This window comes from Bacillus sp. EB01, assembly GCF_000613125.1.
Lineage (GTDB): Bacteria > Bacillota > Bacilli > Bacillales > Cytobacillaceae > Bacillus_D.
Genome location: NZ_HG964497.1, coordinates 2,343,513 through 2,362,180, shown reverse-complemented (window position 1 = coordinate 2,362,180; position 18,668 = coordinate 2,343,513). Strand labels below are relative to the sequence as shown.

Below are 18,668 nucleotides of genomic sequence, written 5' to 3'. Positions count from 1 at the left end.
ATCATAAACCATTGGAAAAGTAGGAAGATTATGTTAAATGGAGTTTTAAATTCTATGATGAAATTGTAAAAGCGCTCGCCCAGTCCCGATAAGTATAAGAGACTCCGTGATCGAAAGGCTTATAGCATTTGGATTTCATATAAACTCACGGAGCGGGAGAAATTTATCTCCAAACAAGAGCCCTCAGTGGATTCTAATAGTTTTTCAATAACAGAGGAGAAGGGGATCAAGAAATTTTCAGCTATAAAATAAAGAGAATGATTCTGAGAATCATCCTCTTTAATCCTTTAAGATATATTAGCGGTCACAAGCTATACCATCGCCATCTCGGTCTAAATGTTTAGCATAGCCAGGATCTCCTTTTCTAATGGGATCCGCACCAGCAGCTCTTACAGCGGTACAATTTTTGTAATAAACATTTGATTGGCTTTCATTTGCAGCTTCACTTGCTGTAGCTGCTTTTGCCGCCTCTGCTTCCTTTCGTTTCCTTTCTTCTTCTGCAGCTGCTGCTTTAGCTGCTTCCTCTTTTTTAATTCTTTCTTCCTCTGCTTTGCGGGCAGCCTCTTCTTCTTGTTTCTTCTTCTCTTCAGCTATTCTTTTTGCCTCAGCTTCCTGCTTTTTCTTCTCTTCAGCAGCTGCTATACGTTTAGCTTCTTCTTCTTGCTGTTTCTTTTTATCTTCTTTGGACTCCTCATCAACAGCTTGTACAGCACTATCAGTAGCTTTTACAGGTTTAGATTCTGGGTCATCCCCAAAAGCGATAGACATTCCTATAAATAATATAAATAAATACACCAATGAAGCTATAGTTTTCTTCCAAGCTTTACCTGACCTAAACCCAAGTATTTTTTGATACCATTTTCTGACCTTAATAACATATGGAATATTTTCCGTATCCAATGCTTCAGTAAATTTCTTTCCTCCTGAGTTTAAAACTAATTTCTCGTTATCAGGAAGCAGTATCTCGGTCTTGATTGCATAATGATCAATTAAGGCTCCTGCTAGGAAACTCATTGGCCATACTATAATCTTTTTAGCTTCTCGTTTATTATTATCGTACTCATATAGCCAAACTGTTTTATCTACAACAACAAAGTTTCCTTCCTTCTTGTTCTTTTTATTCCGGAAGAAACCCTCCCCAACGTATAAAGCCTTTGGATGTTTTTCCTCTAAAAGTCTTTCCCCATTTTTCGATAAACTCATATCGTCTCTTTTCATAAGAAAAGAAGTAATTTTTACATCATTACGACGAAGTTCTTGTAATCTATCAGCATGTAAAAAAGTTTCAAAGTTATGCGTTACTGTGGTTAAAACATCTTGATTAGGGTTAATTATCTTGGCTTCCAAAATTTCAAAAAACTCGTCTGTATCATCATTTTTCTTTATGTCGTCGAAGATACGATTAGAATAACCAACCCTCAGTGTAAGTTGGAATTCATTTTTATCTTTACCATCCGTTTTTACACTCATATCATTGATTGTAGAAAAAGGTATTTTAATTGTTTCTTTTTTAGAAATGAAATAAAAGTTTGATGAAGTTAAGACGATTACTCCGTCAAGTTCTCTCCCGCTAGATTTATCACATTCTGCTTCGACAATCTTAAGTACCTTTTCATCTGACATAATAGGGTTTCTTTGTAAAAGTGAACTATACTTTCTAAATGTCCCCTGTTGTGAAAGAGTTGCTTTATTACCAATCCAAAATTCCAACATGTTTCCCCCTGTTTAGTAAAATTACACGATTAACATTATATCAAGTATTTGTAAAAAATTAAGATATTTATTTTGTTTTCCTTTATTTAACATGACGAAAAGAAACCTCTATTTCAGCAATTAGAATAGAGGTTTAACGATTTGTGGATTTCACTTTATTTAACATTCAGTGTTTTAACTTCATTCCTTCTTTCTAAAACTAATTGATCTAAGTACTTTGTAAACTCCGACTGCCCTGAATACGAAAGACACAAATATTCCTTCGCCCTGGTCATGCCAATATAAAGTAACGACACTTCCCTTTCCTTGTCTTCTTCTAAAGGAAACGGCATGGAATCGGTATTAACAATAAACACAGCACGGAAATCGAGTCCTTTGGAACTATCTATGGTACTGATCTTTATCTTTCCATCTTCTTTTTCAAAAGAACGCTTAGAGTTTTCGTTTTCAGTTATCCAATAGTATGGCAGCCCGGCATCCTTCAATGATCTTTGTATGATGTCAATGACGGGATACTTTGATGTTCGTTTTACACGGTAAAGGACAAGCATTTCCTGATAAGGAACTTTCCGCTCTTCATGAAGTTTTTTAATTTGCCGCGCAACCTTCTTCATTTCCTCGAAAAAATTAGCAGCACGGATGATTCCTGGGTCTGGCCCTTTCCGCTTTGTGCTTTGCGGGGCGATGATCTCGCCTTCCAATTCACGGTTAACCACTTTATTCTTGAGCATGGAATGCTTTCGATAAAAATCCCAGGCAAACTTCACAATTTGCGCCGTGTTCCGATAATTAATCGAGAGAATTTTTGACCTGCCTTGAAAGCTGAGACCAGTATCCTGAAGATATGACCGTTTACGTTTATAGATGTCCTGGGCACGATCCTCAACTAGTAACAAGGATTGTGTATTCTCATTAAGAAGGGAGCTCACCAGGTTCAGCCATTCGGCTTCGAAATCCTGGCCCTCATCTATGAGGATAGCGTCATAGTATGGAAGAATTGTTTCCTTTCTTTTTATCTTCTCGACAATTAACGGAATTTGTTGTTCCTTTATCTTTAAATCCTTCTTAAGCCAAGCATGGAAATTCCGAACAATAATATTCCGATTATTCACGGGATTAACTCCATCTCCATCGGCAAAATTAAAATCAAATAAATCCTCTGGTTCATTGAGCATATGATTGATCATCTGCTGAATGGAGTTGGCAAGGGATATGTTATAACAGAGAATTAATACCTTCCAATCCGGATTTTGTTTAGAAAGCATTTTTGCACGGCTTGCAAGGATTATTGTCTTTCCGCTTCCAGCCACCCCGCGAATCAATCTGTTTTTATCGCCAAGCTGCTTTGCCAGGTTTTCCTGATGAAGATCCATCGTCGTTATATCATGCAGGGACAAAAGCAGCTGATCCTGGTATGGAACTGGCGGCTTAAACTCCGCACTAATCCTCACTTCTGGGAAAAGATGATAGCGAATTGCATTAATATCTTCAAAAGACAAAGGCTCTCTTAACCGATAAGGAACCACAAACATATTCAGGATTTTTTCCATCAAAACATCTTCAGAAAAACTCTCTCTATCTGGATCAATCTCATCACGGTTCAAACATAGCTGTGGATCAATAACACTGTAAAGCCCTTCCTGAACAAAATCCTTCGCATAAAGTCTTGTAAATACAACTCCATACCCATATGGAAACTTCAAATTGAATTGATGCTTCCCTTCTGTTTGAATTAGATTTTTATCTTTTTTTAATACATCAACTACTTTAAATACATTATCCCGCGCCTGTTTTAAAGGGCTCTTAATAACAGCCTGATCACCTGAAGAAGTCAGGATATGCCATTCTTCATGATTAAGCTGATATAAAGTATTCTTTGTATAATCCTTAACTTCCAAAACAAGCAAACCCAAATCCGGCCCGATTATCACAAAATCCGGCCTTCGTCCATGTATCTCTGGTTCAAAATAAACAATATAATCGTCAGGCAAGTATGTTTTCAACGTACGGAACACGAGCCGCTCCCCTGCGGTCGCACTGCTCCGGATCGTTTCTGGAACCGTAATCGCCATAGTATTCGCTCCAAAATATGTATTTTTCTACATTATACTACAATCTTAATAGAATCCACCTAAATATTTACAGAATTAATGCTATAATGAGGTTTTTAGAGCTATTTTTGGAAAAATTCATTGTAATTTCTTGGGGAAATTTTAGAATAGAGGTAAAGGAAGTTTTATAAATTGGAAAGTGATGTGAAAGTATGCTTAAAGGATTGATTAATAAACTTTTATCTCCGACCATACAACAGCAGGTTAAAGAAAAAACAATTAGTACAAATGAAATTGAAGCAATTGTCGAAGCAAAAATAAAAGAACATTCAGCAACTATGGAAAGGTCTGCACCAGCTACTAATACAAAAGATGAAGATTACTCGTTAACTGACAAACAAATCGAGTTTGCTTTATCACTTCTGGACAAAGTGAAAAACGAATACATTCTAGCTACAGATCCAGCTAATCTAACCTTAAAGGACTTGAATAAGTTGATTGCATATAACAGATTTAAGAACAAAGGGATACTTGTCAACCTTTCGAAAAAGGGAGTAATTAAGAGGATAAAATAAGATATAGCCCCATTCGTAAAGAATAGGGGCTTTTAAAGTTAAGTTTACTCTTCTACATCAATTAAGAAAATTTTATTATTAAAAGATCCTCTAATTTCAGCTTTCCTTCTTCTCGTTTCATCTAAATCCTCTTCACTAATTCCATGAGTAGCAGCTAGGCAATAAACCACTTCTAGTAAATCTGCTAATTCTTCAACTGCCTCATTATCATTACATGAGTGTAAATACTCATTCCATTCTTCTTTCGCTTTTTTCTGAAGTTCAATTATAAATTCAGCATTACCTAATTGTTTATATGAAAACGTCTTTCCTTCTTTTTTAATAATTTCAGGAATGTTATCCCGAATTAATTTGTTGTATCATATTTCTCCCCTAATTAGGAACCCATATTTCCGAGATTCCGTTATGCTTTGAATAATCGTAAAGCTGAATTAACTTTTCCTTCCTATAATTTTCAAAATAGTTTACTGTCTCGTTTAGCTCTTCTTTTACAAGTTGTTCATTTCTAATAATAATACCCTCCAAGTAATAGTGATCCGCAAGCTTGTCACTTTTCCTACTATTACAGGTCGAGCATGATAGTACTAAATTCCATAAATTATCACTCTGTATATAACTCCAGGGGATAAAATGATCTACATGAGTTTTTCTGCTTTCTTTACTTAATACTCTATTACAATAAAAACAAATATTATTATCATGTCTTATTAAAAAATCCAGATATTCATATAAAGAATTTCTTTTTGATATATTTTCAACTTTAGTAAGTAAATAATTTATATGGGGAACCAGATTATGTTTCTCAAGAAATATTGCAAGATGGTAGTTAGTCATATAAGTAATTAGTCGTTGATATTTTTGTAAAAACTTAAAAACTGGTGGATTAAATCTTAGATGCTCCTCCTTTAAATCAAATTCATAAAAATATCCATTTATATCGGAATAAAAAGCTCCAATTACATATCTTTTTCCGTTTTTCTTTACTTCTTTAATGATATCTAGTTGTAAAGAATCTTGAAGTTTATCAAAGGTCAAATCACTTGGAATTGAATATTTCACTGCATAATCTTGAAGAATCCTTTGTATTTTCGATGGTTGACTTATACTGCTGGATTGCCATAAATTATGATGAATAACTAAATTCCAATAAATTTTTGTGAAAGAATAAAATAGTTTATCATAGTTTAATTCCAATTCTTCATTTAAGTTATATAAGTTTTCAAGTATGGATTTGAGAAAGCCATATTTATATGACATGTTTACCGAAGATTTAAAGTAAAAGTTATTTAACGATATCCAAATATCTTCGTCAGTTAAGTATTTTTCTGTTATTTCCCCTACCTGCAGATCCCAACTCAACTTGAAAACCACCTTTAAAATCATAATGGGAATATAAGTATTATAACATTGTCGTTTTTCCCTGTCTAAATGTGTTAAAATTTCAGTATACTAGTCTATTTTTACTATGGGGGAAATTAGTTTGAAAGAGATTGAAAAAAGAGAATTGGAACTGCTAGCTAAGATTTGTCATAGGAATGGTATACCCTTAAAACTGGCTAAACAATTAATAAAATCAGCTAAGGATTTTTCTTATGAGAATGTTAGTCAAAGTACTAGAACATCGGAGTATAATGATTTAATAAAAATTAATATGAAAGATCATACAATAAGGTGATGTCATGTTATTAAAAAAGTTAGTTTTCGATAATTACAAAACATATTATGGTTTTCAGGCAATAGACCTTTATATTCCAAAGGATGTTAGAGATGAAAGTGGAAAAAACATTATACTTCTTGGCGGGTTAAATGGAGCCGGGAAAACAACTATTCTTAAAGCTATCCTATATGTCCTTTTTGGAAAAAGAGGGATTTCGGATGCGGAATATAAGAGGTTATTTTCAAACATTATTAATAATACTTTCTTTAGTGAAGGAGGACGGGAATGTTCCGTTTCCCTAACTATTGAAACCGATTATAATGAGGAATGGACATTTAAAATTAAATGGTACTTCGATCAGAATAAGAGAATGACTCATGAGAAACGTGATCTTGAGGTAAAGAAAGTTGGAGGAAAGACATCAAAAAAGGCTAGAATTGATAATATTGAAGTGTTCAATAAGTATATTGATAGAATCATACCTTATCATGCAGCTCCATTCTTTATTTTTGATGGCGAGGAAATTAAAGATATTATTCTGCGTCAGAATAGTAATGAAATGAAGGAATCCATTCAAAAGATTACAGGAATTGGAGCTTACAAGCAGTTACTTTCTGATCTTAGGGCTTTGAAAAGCAATATTGAAGGTAAACTAGCAAGGTCAGTGAGTCATTCTAATAAAAGTAAACTTCAATCTGAATTGGATCAAATTAATGAAAAAATAACTCCCTTGGAATCGAAGAAACAGCAAATATTAAATGAAATAAGAAAGTACGAAACTTTAATTAATCAAACGAAACAGATAAGAAATGACAAAGTATTACAAAACTCTAAATCAAGAGAAGTCATAATTAAAAGACAATCCCGTCTTCAAACTGAACTAGACCTTTCGAAAAAAGATTTGAATGACCTTCTCAAGCAGAACATGGTTAATATTATTCTCCGGGACAAAGTATCCAAATTAAAGAGAGAATTAAAAGCTGAGAACGAGATTAGCCATAAGAAGATTTTACAAAAAGCATCTTTAACTCCTTACCATAACTTTATGGATCAATTGCTAAGCAAAAGCATTACTCCCCCCCTTTCCAATGAACAACTAGAACAGATCAAGAAAATTGGGGAGAATGTCTGGATTAAGGAAAACCACATTCGTTATACCGTGCCTGAAAATTTCGAAGAGATTCACGACATTTCAAATAGTGATTATGCTTACCTAATAAACCTTCCTATAAGAGACAAACAGGAAGTAACAAAAAAGATAAATAATATAGAAAAGATGAATCAAGATTTAAATGCGATAGAAATTGAAATTAGGAATGCTCCAGAATCAGTAAATATTGAGGAAGAAAATCAAAAAATTGACTTGCTTGTAAAGAAAGTAGGAGAATATAACCTACGTCTAAGATCTGTTAATGTAAAGTTAAACGAAGCCAATGAACAGAAAACTAATATTCTCAATAAACTTAGTAGGGTAAGTGGTCAAGACGAAAACTTAGAAGAACTTCAAAAACAATATAAAGACGTAGAGAAATCAATAAATGCAATGGAACAATATGTTTCAGAAGTTACTACACTAAAAGCAACTTTTATTAGGGAAGAGTTTTCATCTATGCTAGTACGCTTGTTTAGAAAGCAAGACGAATTTGGGAAAATAGAATTTGATATTAATACTTACTCCATTCGTCTATACAATGACCGAATGCAAGAGATTAGTATCCAGGATCGTTCAGCGGGTGAAATGCAAATGATTTCTTCTGCATTAATTTGGGCTTTAACTAAAGCCTCCGATTTATCTTTACCAATGGTAATTGATACTCCACTCGGAAGGCTTGATAGTTACCATAGGAACCATTTAATCAATCACTATTATAAAGAGCTAAGTGAACAGGTTATTATCCTCTCAACTGATACAGAGATAACATCTGATTATATTAAGTTAATGGAAGCAAATTCTTATAAACAATACATGCTGGATTATGATGAGGCAAAGAAGTACACAGTTATACGTGATGGATATTTTGATTTCGTAAGAAGGTGATCAAATGGCAAATAGAAGAATGTCCTTATCAGAACAAGGGAAAGAAATTTTAGACTTGTTGACTGACGCACTTGAAATTGATAGACCTATGGCTGTGAGAATTGGTCTAGCTAAAGGGATTTCTATTTCTACGGGGCAGGTTAACGAAGATTTTCCAGGTGGAAACAAGTGGACTATTCCTGATGGTATTATAAAAGACAAGGAATACCTTCTTTTTAAACACTTAATAATAAGTGAAGTGAAAAAACCCTTAACTGAGGATGAACTTCATAAACATATGATTTTGTTTATAGAAAAGGGACTAAGAAAACTCAAATCAGACCTTCATAATAAAAGTTCTTTGGAAGATTTTAGACTTAGTGTTCTATAATGAAAACCCCCATTAAAATAAATGGGGGTTTTCTATTGACTAATTAAATTCTTTCAGACAAAGGAGTAATATTTACAATACTGACTGTCGGGTTAGATAATTCACCATTATCTTTTAATACTGGCCCATGGACAATACATTGCCCCTTCTTTAATGTTGAAAGTACATTTTCCCAGTACTTCTTCTCAGAATTATCTTTTGTCAAGCTAGCTGCAATATTGGATACTTCCTGTTCAGGTGGTGAAAAGTATACCTTCTGAGAAGAGTTTTGCAGCCTTGCAAGCTCATCGGCAGACAATTGGGACTTAAGGAACTGTGTTGCATACCAAGCGGACCACCCAAATTTTCTACCTTCAGTTAATATTCTTGCCGATGGTGATTTCTCGGTATGGTCTAAGTTTTGAGCCTCATCCATAATAACTGGCATTGGATTATTCTTATTACCATTTCTTACTGAGTAATTCCAAAGCTCCCATAAAATAAATTCAGTAATAACTAACTGAACATCTCTTGGGAATCCAGTTAACTGGATTACATAGACGTCACCTTTACTCTCAATAATGTCTTTCCAGTTAAATAAGTTATCAGAAGTGAAAGGATTACGATCAATAAGAGGCCTAATTTGAGATAATGCTGTTTTTGCATATGAAGAGCCATCTTCTTCAAGCATTTCTTTAAGCTTCAAAAGGTTCATATTTTGACCGTATCGATCTAATCCATTTAGAATGGCCTCATAAATAGAATTTTGCTGCTGAATTCCTAAAGATTTATATACTGCTGCAAAAACACTTTTAACTCGTTCTGCAATATCTGTATTGGATTCATCTAGTTGAATTCCACCTATATCCCTTGCATTCTTTTGGAAAGGATTAATTGGTAATTGTTCACTATAAACAATCTTTTGCTTAAGTTTATCCCCTAAAAACTTTACAAACTCAGGTTCAAGTTGATTCGGCAGAAAACCTTCTGTGTAATCAATTACGATGCTTGATATACCTAACTTAGACTTTTCTAAAAGTAAGCATTGCATAAAGTAAGTTTTCCCTTGACCTGACTTTCCGGAGATTAACAAGTGTCTATTTGCAAGACCTTTGTTTCCATATTCCCAGTAAATTTCCCTATTAGAGTTATCAGCTTTACCAATCTTAATTCTAATGTTGTCATCTAACTTTTTCGTCTCACTCTTTACTGGGGGAATAGCAACCTTTTCCTCTTCTTGGTTAATAGTATTAGTTTTTCCATTGGTGCCGCCTTTTTGTTCCTCGTTATCTTCATCCAAACTAGGTTTATCTAGCTTTTCAGGTTCATCTGAAAGTGAGTTGCTATTCCCATTAATAGCTTTATTGGCAGATGATTTTGAGAGATAATTAATTTCACCTTTAATTTTATACCGATAAGACAGCATGTCTTCCTTTATAAAGTCATTTGGTTTTTCTTGAATCCAATCTCTCATTTCTCCAATTGGTTTAACAAGTCCTTCATAACCGTCCATTTCGGTTAAATTTAACAATAGAACATTGTCATCTAAATGAGCACTTCGATGTAAAGCATTTTTCTGGAATGAAAGAATAGCACCCAGGCCAATATAATCATTTAGTCTATTTGAAATTGTAAACTCATCTTTTAAAAGCTTTTCAATGGTTTGGTCTGAGAGAAGATAATTTTTTTCGGTCCAAAAACCATTCTGTTCTAGTTTGGCCGCGTTAGATATTAATAATTGGACAAAGAAATTCCGATAGAATCTAGCCGTAAAATTTCGGCCTTCTTCCTCAGTTAAAGAATTAATAAATAATTCTTTTGTTTTTTCAACTTGTTTTCTGGCTTTATCAAGTACTTCTCCACGATTTAAACCTATTTTAACTTCAACTGGATAGAAATGAAGCGATATATTCTCTTGGTTGTTCTCTATTCCAATTAATAGTAAATCATCACTATGGCTCCCTTTTACTCCTAAATTTTTGGCAGTGAAGAGGCCATCCGTTTTATTTAAACTTACTGCACCTGCAACCCTTAATATTTCCTCTAGAGATATTGGTACCCATGTGATGTTGGAATGATCAAAGTAGGATACGGCATACTTAATCGCAGAAATAATACTTAATTTCTCTCGGTCAAAGTGCCCCTTGCTTCCGATAATTCTAAGTAACCATTCTCCATTAAATGTATTAAATGCACGAATGGTTTCAAGAACATTATAGTCAGTTCCTTCTACACCTTTTTGTTTAAGAAATTCTTTAATAACCGCATAATATTGATTTGATTTATTTGTAACTGTTATTGCATCATACCGGCTTGAAGATGAATATTGATCACTGTAATGTATGACTACTAAATTTCCATCATACTTATTAAAGAACTCAAGATCAACTGTTGGATCAACAAATGTTACCCAGTAAGAGGAGCTAAACACCTTTTCTAAAGTAGCTTCGTCTGCAGTTGTTGTCCTGGATAAAATAGCTTCGCCAGATCGATAACTATCATGGCCACCATTCCGGAGGTTTGCAGCCAATTCATTAACAAAATATGCTGTATTAGTTAAATAATTTTTATCATTTAAACTATAAGCTCTCGTACCAAAACCAGTTTTATAGTTCTCTTCATCCTTCATTGAAGGTACGCTTGAATATATTCCTTCTAATGAAATGCCAGTAGTCATTTCATTCATTGGTTGTACAGCGTGATGTTCTTGGGCATGCATTTTATAAAATGAAATATGTGAATACCTAAAAGTAGAGTCAGAGTTTTGTTTGTAAAAAAACAGCTTTTCTCTTATAGTTCTTAATATGTCTTCGGGGTCAATATCTTTAGCCTTAAGTTTTACATTAAATGTTTCTTCAAAATCAGCTAACGAATCTGTCCTAGAATATATATCAAAAGAACTTTCTGTGTCTTCACCATCATTATAAAGAGTAATTTCTACTGGCTTTAAATTTTCAATGCCATGTTTATCTATTTCTTTTAACATCCATTGGAAAATCCCTCGAATTACTTCTTTATCATTAGAAATGTTAATAATATTAACCCTTAGGGGAGCTTGTGACTTTTGTATAAATAAATATGAGAAATGTTCCTTGAACTGAGTAAGCTTATCATTTACTACCTTGGCTAAATATAAATTAGCATCAGATACAGATACTTTATTTACAGGTTTAAATGTTAACCATTCGAATGCAGCTTGTTGATGATCTGGTTTATATAATGTAGCTTCTTTATAAAGGAAAGGAATTAAAGCATCAGGACTTAGCCTATTCAGTATACTATTATCAATTTCCTCTGAATCTAATAACTCATATACCTTTAACTTAAAAGCAACCATTAAAGGATGAAACGGAGTAAAGTATAGGATTCCATTACAATGAATCATTCCTAATTTAAACAGGTCCACTCCCTTGGTTCCAGCAGGATGTCCATCTTTAAAGGTTTCAACTTCCTTTATATATTCATTAATATAAGCTAAAGATCTTACTTTTAAATCATCAGTAACCGTACATAAGCTCGGAATCGAATTGTTAATTTTAAAATATGTGATGAACCGGCTGTAGGCTTCTCTTAGTTCATCACTTAATTTAATATCCTGAGGAATAAGCTTATCAGATTCATTTACTGCGAATTTTAGGCCATCTTCTATCCAAAAATTCTCCCACTCAAAAAACTCTTTATACTCTGGGTGAAGGTAAAATTCTCTATTTTCGAGAATCAGCCGATTAGTTTCTTTTAACCATTGAATGTCTTTACCAGTTTCTCTAATAAGTTTCCATATTCTTTGTCCATTGATTGGCATAGAATCAGGAAGTTCATTAATAAGAAGGATTGGAATAATAACTTTATCAAATTGAATTTTAATAGCTAATTCTTCGTCGTCGTTAAAAGCTTCCGGCAAAGGAATAATAGAAAGTTGCTCATCATCACCTAATCTAATTATTGGTAACCCTTCAGATATTTCAACTTTTTTGCTGTCAATTCCGTATCCAAAGGTTAGGGCTTCATCGATATTTCTTAATTCTATAAACCCTCTCTCAGAATCAACTAAGTATTGTGATTTATAAGTATCTAAAAATAGAGGTTCAATTGGCAAAACTGCAATAGACATTTCTATACCAAGGGATGCCTTCTTTTCATGCTTATAGACATACTTGGCAAAAGTGGCTTTGTCTGGATTAGTCGAAATCTTCATTGATATATTTTTTTGCTTAACTTGAACTATCAAATTCTTTTCAAATTCCTTTGGCACCTTCGAATATTCAGAGTTAAGGCTTTTTATATCTTTGCTAAGATTAAAGCTAGCAGAAATTTCAATTTCATCTTTTTGATCAGGATTGAAAATTATAATATTTCGTTTCCGTTTCCCAGCAGCAGATTCACTTTGTGGTTTATCCCAAAACTTTAATTTTCCATCTATTGATAAAGTGTTAATTTCCACAGATTTCTTTGTGGGGACAACTATTGAATTAAATACTTTAGGAAAAATTTGATCTTTCCAATCCTCACTAATAAGTTCCTTAGCGCCATCAGGTTTAAATTTTTTTTCTAGCTCTTCCTGTCCTAAACCAAAATCATGAACCTTTCTTACAAAATCAAATAAATCCCTGTTTTCCCTAATTCTTTCCTTTTGGTCCTTACCCTTAAATTTATCCAAATCAGGATCTTTAAACAGACCAAACTTATAATATTCATTGTCATCAATGGATCCTTTTTGTAGAGTCGAAAAAATATCCTCAAATTCAAAAAATGAAATTTGTTGAAAAGTTTGTTCTTTCATTAAGTTATCAAGATTATCTAACAAAATAATTTGATCTACTTTACTTAATACACTATTTTCAATTTCTTTCTTAAGATCTTTAAACAATGAGGAAGGATGTAATGGCATACCTTCCTTTTGTAAATCACTACTACCACCTTGTATGGAATCTAATTGATCAGACACTATACTTAATAATGCAGTATTATTCCATACATGCTTTTGTTCCCCAACTAGGTTTCTTAATGTTACTAGAAAATCAGGTTTAACATTACCTGAAGTATGGGCAATTACTAAATTGATTGAACCATAAGGTAAGGAAAAGGTTCTATACTCTTCACCTAATTCATGCTGATATTTAAATTCCTGGCATCCTTGAATCCTTCTAAGAGCCTCTACAAGAAGAACCGTATCCTCTTCTTTATCTAACTGTAAATAAAAACGCTCTCCCGCTTTTAATCCATTATTTTTAAAGTGATCCACTAATAAGGATGAAATATAATTATAAAACTGGTTTGACATACTGAGCATCACCACTGTCACTTTTTTTGTCTAGAATATTTAAGTTATCTAACAAAGCTATAATTTCTTTTTTTGAATGACGATCAAACTTAATACCCCTCTTTTCTAATTCATTAAAAAGTTCATTTAGGGGAATTCTTTTATCTTTCACAGATACGGCTGTCATTAAGAGCAGAAAGTCATGTTTTACATTTAGAACAGGACCTAAGCTTCCTCGATTTTTAATAAATTGGTTTGCTCCTAGGTCGTCTATATTTTTCCCATATTTCTCACAAACGGCAGTACTCATTCCTTCTCGTAAGCAATTAAATAAGATTTTAAAGGCATCTTGAAGATTTGTTGAGCTATCTTCAATTTTAATTCTATCAAATGCCCAAAATTGATATTCCCTAATCCAAACTTTAAGTTCTTTAAGGAATTCCTCTTCAAAATGAGAGCCCTCATTTTGAATTTCTCGTACAAGAATGCTATAAGGCATAAATGAGATTTTGTTGGTATCACTATTTATTGGTTTATTTAGTGTGTTATGGCTTAAATGAGATATCGTGTGAATATGTGGAAATAGGTTAATAGAATGTTCTTTTATATATTTATATCCTTCTAAATCCCCCGCTGCTTTCCTTCTTTTTGTTAATGATTCCCACTCTAAAGCAAAATAAAGTGGTTGGACAGAATCTATATCCGTATCGGTAAATTGCTCAAATTTAAGTAATATCTGAATCGAATACATAAATACGTAATAATGTGTTAGTAAAGGGAATGCAGACAAAAAATAGTCCTTATATTTACTTATGAAAAGCAGGTCATCCTGGTATAGGTCAACAAATCCTTTTAATAAAGGCTGGTATTGTTGTTGATTGTTTACTTCCCCTGTTTTTTCAAGTACACTCATTTTTTCTAAGATGAGTTCGGTAAGTATATCATCAGTATCCTTATTATTAAAAATATTTTTAATATCTACATTATCTTTAACTAATGCTTCGCTCATAAATTGTGCATACTTTCCAAATTCATTTTTTAATTTCTTATCTAATTTCATATAATTAAATAGAAACGGGTGAATTGGATTAAGCTCGTCTTGGTTAAATAAATATTGATCTAAAAAACGGACAAAATCAGCCGTTGCTTGTTCATCTTCATTAAAATCCACACTTTCGGCAATAAATTCACTTAAATCATTTTCACCATCTGTTATATAAAAATCCTTCTTAACTATTTTCTTTTCATCATATTTAATCCGGCTTATATTTCTAATATACTCACCTAGGACTTTATTGAATTGGTCTCTTATTGCTTTTGTCCTTTTCGATAAGAATGGTAATACATCAATAGCCCTTCCCGTATCATGTTTATTCTTGTCTTTTAAAAGATTAATTAAATATGATGTATCTAAAGTTTCTACCATGTACCATTACTCCCTTTCAAATACAAAAGCATCAAAGCTGTCCCTTTTAAGGGTATAGAATCTATTATCACGAGGAAAATAAATAAGAAGTTCTTTCTGTTTATCACCAAAACTCATAATTTTTTCTATAAACTCAATAAATTTTATAGCATCCTCTTCATCTTTTTTATTAGGACGGTATCCTTGTTGCACTTTTGCAAGTAACTCGTAGAGTGGATAATCAATTTCTAAATAGATTTTATCGCTAGAATCTCCACCGTGATAAGCCAAAAGGATAGAAGATTTAAATGTACTTAGAACTTCATTCATATTAGGAACTAAATGTTCGATAGTTGGTTTTAGTTCAAGTTTTTGTGCAAGTCTATATTTATCCGTCGGCTTGTCTAAATAAATATAATCCTTTTTAGGACTTCCCTTCCATTTAAATAGAGCCGACCTAATTTCCTCATAAAAAGCTTTTATTTTTCTTTTTTCACCAGAATTAAAATAATATAGATTCTTTAAATAATTTGTGTAGGTTTCTTCTTTAATATTATTTGCAAAATCTTGATTTGTAAGATAGGTAATACGTATAAAAGATTCAAAAAATAGAGTAAATGAATGTTCTGTTACATTGCTTTTGGACAGAAATGGCTGAAGCCATTCACCAGCAATTTTATCTTTAATATAGTCACCTAAACGGTTATTCCAGTCATTCAAAGTATTCAATTCAATAATTAAACCATCGATAATAGTAGATCTTTTATGAATAGGATCTATTTTGTTAATAGAATCTAAGATAAATGACCTTTCTTTTCTATTAAATAAAAGATTTGGTAATGAATAATTTAATTTATCAAAATCGTTTAAAACAGAAACTGGATGTAAAATATCCGGGATTAAAATGTCAGCTATAAAATTCAGGAACGCTCTTGCTGATATTACCAGTTTCTTTTTTACAATGGTCTGTATAACAAGTTGAACAATTTGTTCTTGAACAAACTTATTTTGAAGCAATAGGTAGTTTTGATGCGCCATAGTTTCTACGCTATTGTTTTGATCTTCCAACAACGCTTGGTAAAATGGATTATCTCCACTTGAACTAACGATTTTTTCTATTAACGCAGAATAAAATGTTGATATAGTCCCTTTTTCGGTTAATTCATAGGAATGATAATCCCCGAAACTTAAAAGATCAAAAATATTATCACTAAAATGGGTAGTAATGTTCTGTGAAAATAACTCACTATCTTCCACAAATTTCTTAAGCTGTTGGTAGTGATATTGTTTATGTTCAGTATTTATAAAGTTATGTAATACCCCCATATTTATTGCCAGAATTACTTTATCATTTGAGCTATTGAATAATTCGTCTGAAAATCCTTTTAAATTTTCTTCTAGTGTTTCCAATGCATTTTTGTTTGGTGAAAAGCTCTCTGTTGCATCGTTAAAAATTTTATAGCCACCAATTAATTGAGGATTTTTCTTTGTTAAATATGCTAATAAGTGGGATTTGCCATCCCCTACACTGCCACATAAAAGGATTAAACTTGGACCTGTCTTATTTTTGTTTTTCTCTAAAATATTCTCAAGGTCAATTTGAATTTTCCTATCCACGTGTAAATAATCTTTAAAATCACTAAATTGACTTGCGTTTTCGATGGCTTCCTGTGATGATTCTTTAAGTCTTTTCAATTCTCTAATTAAATAGCTTTCCCCTGAATTAAGGTCTTTTGTTATAATAGGAGAAGAGATATTTATATTTTCTTCTTGTTCATCCTCTTCTTTTTCCCCTGTATTACCAATGTTTACTTCCGTATTTTTTCCCTTTGATAAATTATCAAATATATTTGAACCTAACAAATCAATAATATGTTTGTTAACTAATTCTGCTATATTTTCTTGTTTAGGTGGCTTGGGAACTTTGTATATAGGAAGTTTTAATTGCTCAGAGGAATAAACCTCCATAAACCAAACTCCAATATTAAACATTTCTTTATGAAGTTTAAACGCATCGGTTATATCATTAAACGCGGCGTTATGTGCGGCTTTGTTACCTGTCATTCGAATTGTATCGAATGAACGTTGGATTTCAGGTGTTATAAAACCGTCACGAGAAAGAATATTAATTTTCTCATAAAACTTTGCTTGGTAAGGCGTTTCAATCTCCTCTATTTTAAAAACCTCGTTTATTATTTCTTCTGCGAAGATCCTTGCCTTTATTATTGAACTGCTTGGATCATCAAAAATAAGCTCTTCCATCTTTTTTGCACTTAATGCTGCTGCAGGTAAAGTTTCCTCTATAAAACTTAGGAAATACTCATTGTGCAAAGTCAAATTAATTCCCTCCAAAAATTTTACATTAATTCTATTTTACCATATATTTTTTCAATTCTTCTCTGTAAATGATTACAATAAAATAATGCTAATAAAATGAGAATATCAGTTCGATATTCTTGTCAACGTGATTTGAATTATATATAATAACTCTATAATACGTACGTAATCGGAGGAAAAACCTATGGACACAGCATTTAGCTATAATTTCCCTGCAATTAGAGGAATTCAAGCTGGTAAAGATTATTTCGTCGCAATGTGCCCTATGAGAATTATACCGAAAATCTTTCTATTTGATGAGGAAGAAATTCCTCCAGAACATAGGGCACAAAGGATTTTAAATAAAGCAAGAATTCCTGATATTACGAATTACATATTAGATAATCAAAATGACTATGTATTTTCTTCGATTACAGCTTCAGTTGACGGTGAACTTGAGTTTCTTCCTTATAATAATGACCCTTCCTATAGAGACCTAGGCCAATTAAGAATTGCATTAGATGCCAGGTTTCTAATTAATGATGGACAGCATAGGAGAGCAGCAATTGAGGAAGCATTAAAAATCTCACCTGAACTAGGAAACGAAACTATATCCGTAGTCTTTTTCCACGATGAAGGGTTAAAAAAATCACAACAGATATTTTCAGACTTAAATAGACATGCTGTAAATACAACGTCTTCAATAGGAATTCTATATGACCACAGAGATCGGATTGCACTTTTAACAAAAGAGATTATTCTTTCTATTCCTTTATTAAGTAGATATACCGACAAAGAAAGAGTCTCACTTTCCAAAAATTCCCCAAAAATATTAGCATTAAATCATGTTTTTAACACTAATTTAAAGTTATTGGGAAAGTCCAAGGGTGATGATATAAATACCGAGGAAGAGGAATTTTTGCGAGAGTTTTGGGCACTTTTGTGTGATTCTATTGTAGAATGGAACCTGGTGTTGAATAAAGAACTCTCCCCTAAGGATTTGAGGGCTAATTATATCGTTGGTCATGCAGTATTTATTGAGTCAGTTGGGCTGGTTGGCAACTATCTTAGAAACTATCATCCTACCAATTGGAAAGATTATATAAAAAAAATATCAAAAATTGATTGGAATAGAAGTAATACCGGAGATTGGCTTGGTAGATCTTTTAACCAAAACGGACGAATTCAAAAAACGTCCTATACAATACAACTAACCTCTAATAGAATCAAACAATTAATTGGTTTACCTTTAACTGAATCAGAACAGGAACTCGAAGGTAAATTTTTTGAAGGAGTTAAATAAT

At 32.6% G+C, this 18,668-nt stretch carries 12 protein-coding genes; 5 read left to right on the top strand and 7 right to left on the bottom strand.

The window, feature by feature from the left end; all coding sequences use genetic code 11:
• Positions 1 to 297 precede the first annotated feature (297 nt).
• Both TY16_RS10705 and TY16_RS10700 read right to left on the bottom strand, forming a co-directional pair.
• A complete protein-coding gene (locus TY16_RS10705) occupies positions 298 to 1,713 on the bottom strand; it encodes an excalibur calcium-binding domain-containing protein (RefSeq protein WP_231505598.1) in 1,416 nt (471 codons plus the stop codon).
• Positions 1,714 to 1,868: 155 nt separating this feature from the next.
• Positions 1,869 to 3,785 carry a 3'-5' exonuclease gene (locus tag TY16_RS10700; RefSeq protein WP_043931902.1) on the bottom strand — a complete coding sequence of 639 codons (1,917 nt, stop codon included), beginning with the start codon at positions 3,783 to 3,785 and terminating at the stop codon, positions 1,869 to 1,871.
• Positions 3,786 to 3,976: 191 nt separating this feature from the next.
• On the opposite strand from TY16_RS10700, the gene TY16_RS10695 reads away from it, so the two are divergent.
• On the top strand, positions 3,977 to 4,339 hold the full coding sequence (locus tag TY16_RS10695; protein ID WP_043931901.1) for a hypothetical protein: 363 nt from the start codon (positions 3,977 to 3,979) through the stop codon (positions 4,337 to 4,339).
• A gap of 44 nt (positions 4,340 to 4,383) precedes the next feature.
• On the opposite strand, the gene TY16_RS25670 is transcribed toward TY16_RS10695, so the two are convergent.
• Both TY16_RS25670 and TY16_RS10690 read right to left on the bottom strand, forming a co-directional pair.
• Complete coding sequence (locus tag TY16_RS25670) at positions 4,384 to 4,662, bottom strand: nucleoside triphosphate pyrophosphohydrolase (protein WP_442853252.1); 279 nt, start codon at positions 4,660 to 4,662, stop codon at positions 4,384 to 4,386.
• Between the two features lie 49 nt (positions 4,663 to 4,711).
• Positions 4,712 to 5,698, bottom strand: coding sequence for an HNH endonuclease (locus TY16_RS10690; RefSeq protein ID WP_043931900.1), 987 nt, complete (start codon positions 5,696 to 5,698; stop codon positions 4,712 to 4,714).
• 121 nt (positions 5,699 to 5,819) lie between these two features.
• Here TY16_RS10690 and TY16_RS10685 point away from each other — a divergent pair, with 121 nt between their 5' ends.
• Genes TY16_RS10685 through TY16_RS10675 form a run of 3 tightly spaced genes read left to right on the top strand, consistent with a single transcriptional unit; the run spans position 5,820 to position 8,404 of the window.
• On the top strand, positions 5,820 to 6,014 hold the full coding sequence (locus TY16_RS10685; protein WP_043931899.1) for a DNA modification system-associated small protein: 195 nt from the start codon (positions 5,820 to 5,822) through the stop codon (positions 6,012 to 6,014).
• 4 nt (positions 6,015 to 6,018) lie between these two features.
• A complete protein-coding gene (dndD, locus tag TY16_RS10680) occupies positions 6,019 to 8,034 on the top strand; it encodes a DNA sulfur modification protein DndD (protein ID WP_043931898.1) in 2,016 nt (671 codons plus the stop codon).
• Between the two features lie 4 nt (positions 8,035 to 8,038).
• On the top strand, positions 8,039 to 8,404 hold the full coding sequence (locus TY16_RS10675) for a hypothetical protein (protein WP_043931896.1): 366 nt from the start codon (positions 8,039 to 8,041) through the stop codon (positions 8,402 to 8,404).
• Between the two features lie 43 nt (positions 8,405 to 8,447).
• On the opposite strand, the gene dptH is transcribed toward TY16_RS10675, so the two are convergent.
• The 3 genes from dptH to dptF are packed head-to-tail and all read right to left on the bottom strand — an operon-like array spanning position 8,448 to position 17,385.
• Positions 8,448 to 13,664, bottom strand: coding sequence for a DNA phosphorothioation-dependent restriction protein DptH (dptH, locus tag TY16_RS10670; RefSeq protein ID WP_043931895.1), 5,217 nt, complete (start codon positions 13,662 to 13,664; stop codon positions 8,448 to 8,450).
• Entirely contained in the window at positions 13,645 to 15,069 is a 1,425-nt protein-coding gene (gene dptG, locus TY16_RS10665; RefSeq protein WP_043931894.1) for a DNA phosphorothioation-dependent restriction protein DptG, read from the bottom strand. Before dptG ends, dptH begins: the two co-directional genes overlap by 20 nt.
• A 6-nt stretch (positions 15,070 to 15,075) precedes the next feature.
• Positions 15,076 to 17,385 carry a DNA phosphorothioation-dependent restriction protein DptF gene (gene dptF, locus TY16_RS10660; RefSeq protein WP_231505597.1) on the bottom strand — a complete coding sequence of 770 codons (2,310 nt, stop codon included), beginning with the start codon at positions 17,383 to 17,385 and terminating at the stop codon, positions 15,076 to 15,078.
• A 184-nt stretch (positions 17,386 to 17,569) separates the two neighbouring features.
• Here dptF and dndB point away from each other — a divergent pair, with 184 nt between their 5' ends.
• Positions 17,570 to 18,667, top strand: a complete 1,098-nt coding sequence (gene dndB / locus TY16_RS10655; protein ID WP_043931892.1) for a DNA sulfur modification protein DndB — start codon at positions 17,570 to 17,572, stop codon at positions 18,665 to 18,667.
• Position 18,668: the final 1 nt, after the last annotated feature.

What these genes read in the sequence shown, in the direction of transcription:
- TY16_RS10700 (WP_043931902.1), bottom strand. Translation starts at nt 3,785, where the DNA reads ATGGCGATTACGGTTCCAGAAACGATCCGGAGCAGTGCGACCGCAGGG.
- dndD (WP_043931898.1), top strand. Translation starts at nt 6,019, where the DNA reads ATGTTATTAAAAAAGTTAGTTTTCGATAATTACAAAACATATTATGGT.
- dptG (WP_043931894.1), bottom strand. Translation starts at nt 15,069, where the DNA reads ATGGTAGAAACTTTAGATACATCATATTTAATTAATCTTTTAAAAGAC.
- dndB (WP_043931892.1), top strand. Translation starts at nt 17,570, where the DNA reads ATGGACACAGCATTTAGCTATAATTTCCCTGCAATTAGAGGAATTCAA.
- TY16_RS10695 (WP_043931901.1), top strand. Translation starts at nt 3,977, where the DNA reads ATGCTTAAAGGATTGATTAATAAACTTTTATCTCCGACCATACAACAG.
- TY16_RS10705 (WP_231505598.1), bottom strand. Translation starts at nt 1,713, where the DNA reads ATGTTGGAATTTTGGATTGGTAATAAAGCAACTCTTTCACAACAGGGG.
- dptH (WP_043931895.1), bottom strand. Translation starts at nt 13,664, where the DNA reads ATGTCAAACCAGTTTTATAATTATATTTCATCCTTATTAGTGGATCAC.
- TY16_RS10675 (WP_043931896.1), top strand. Translation starts at nt 8,039, where the DNA reads ATGGCAAATAGAAGAATGTCCTTATCAGAACAAGGGAAAGAAATTTTA.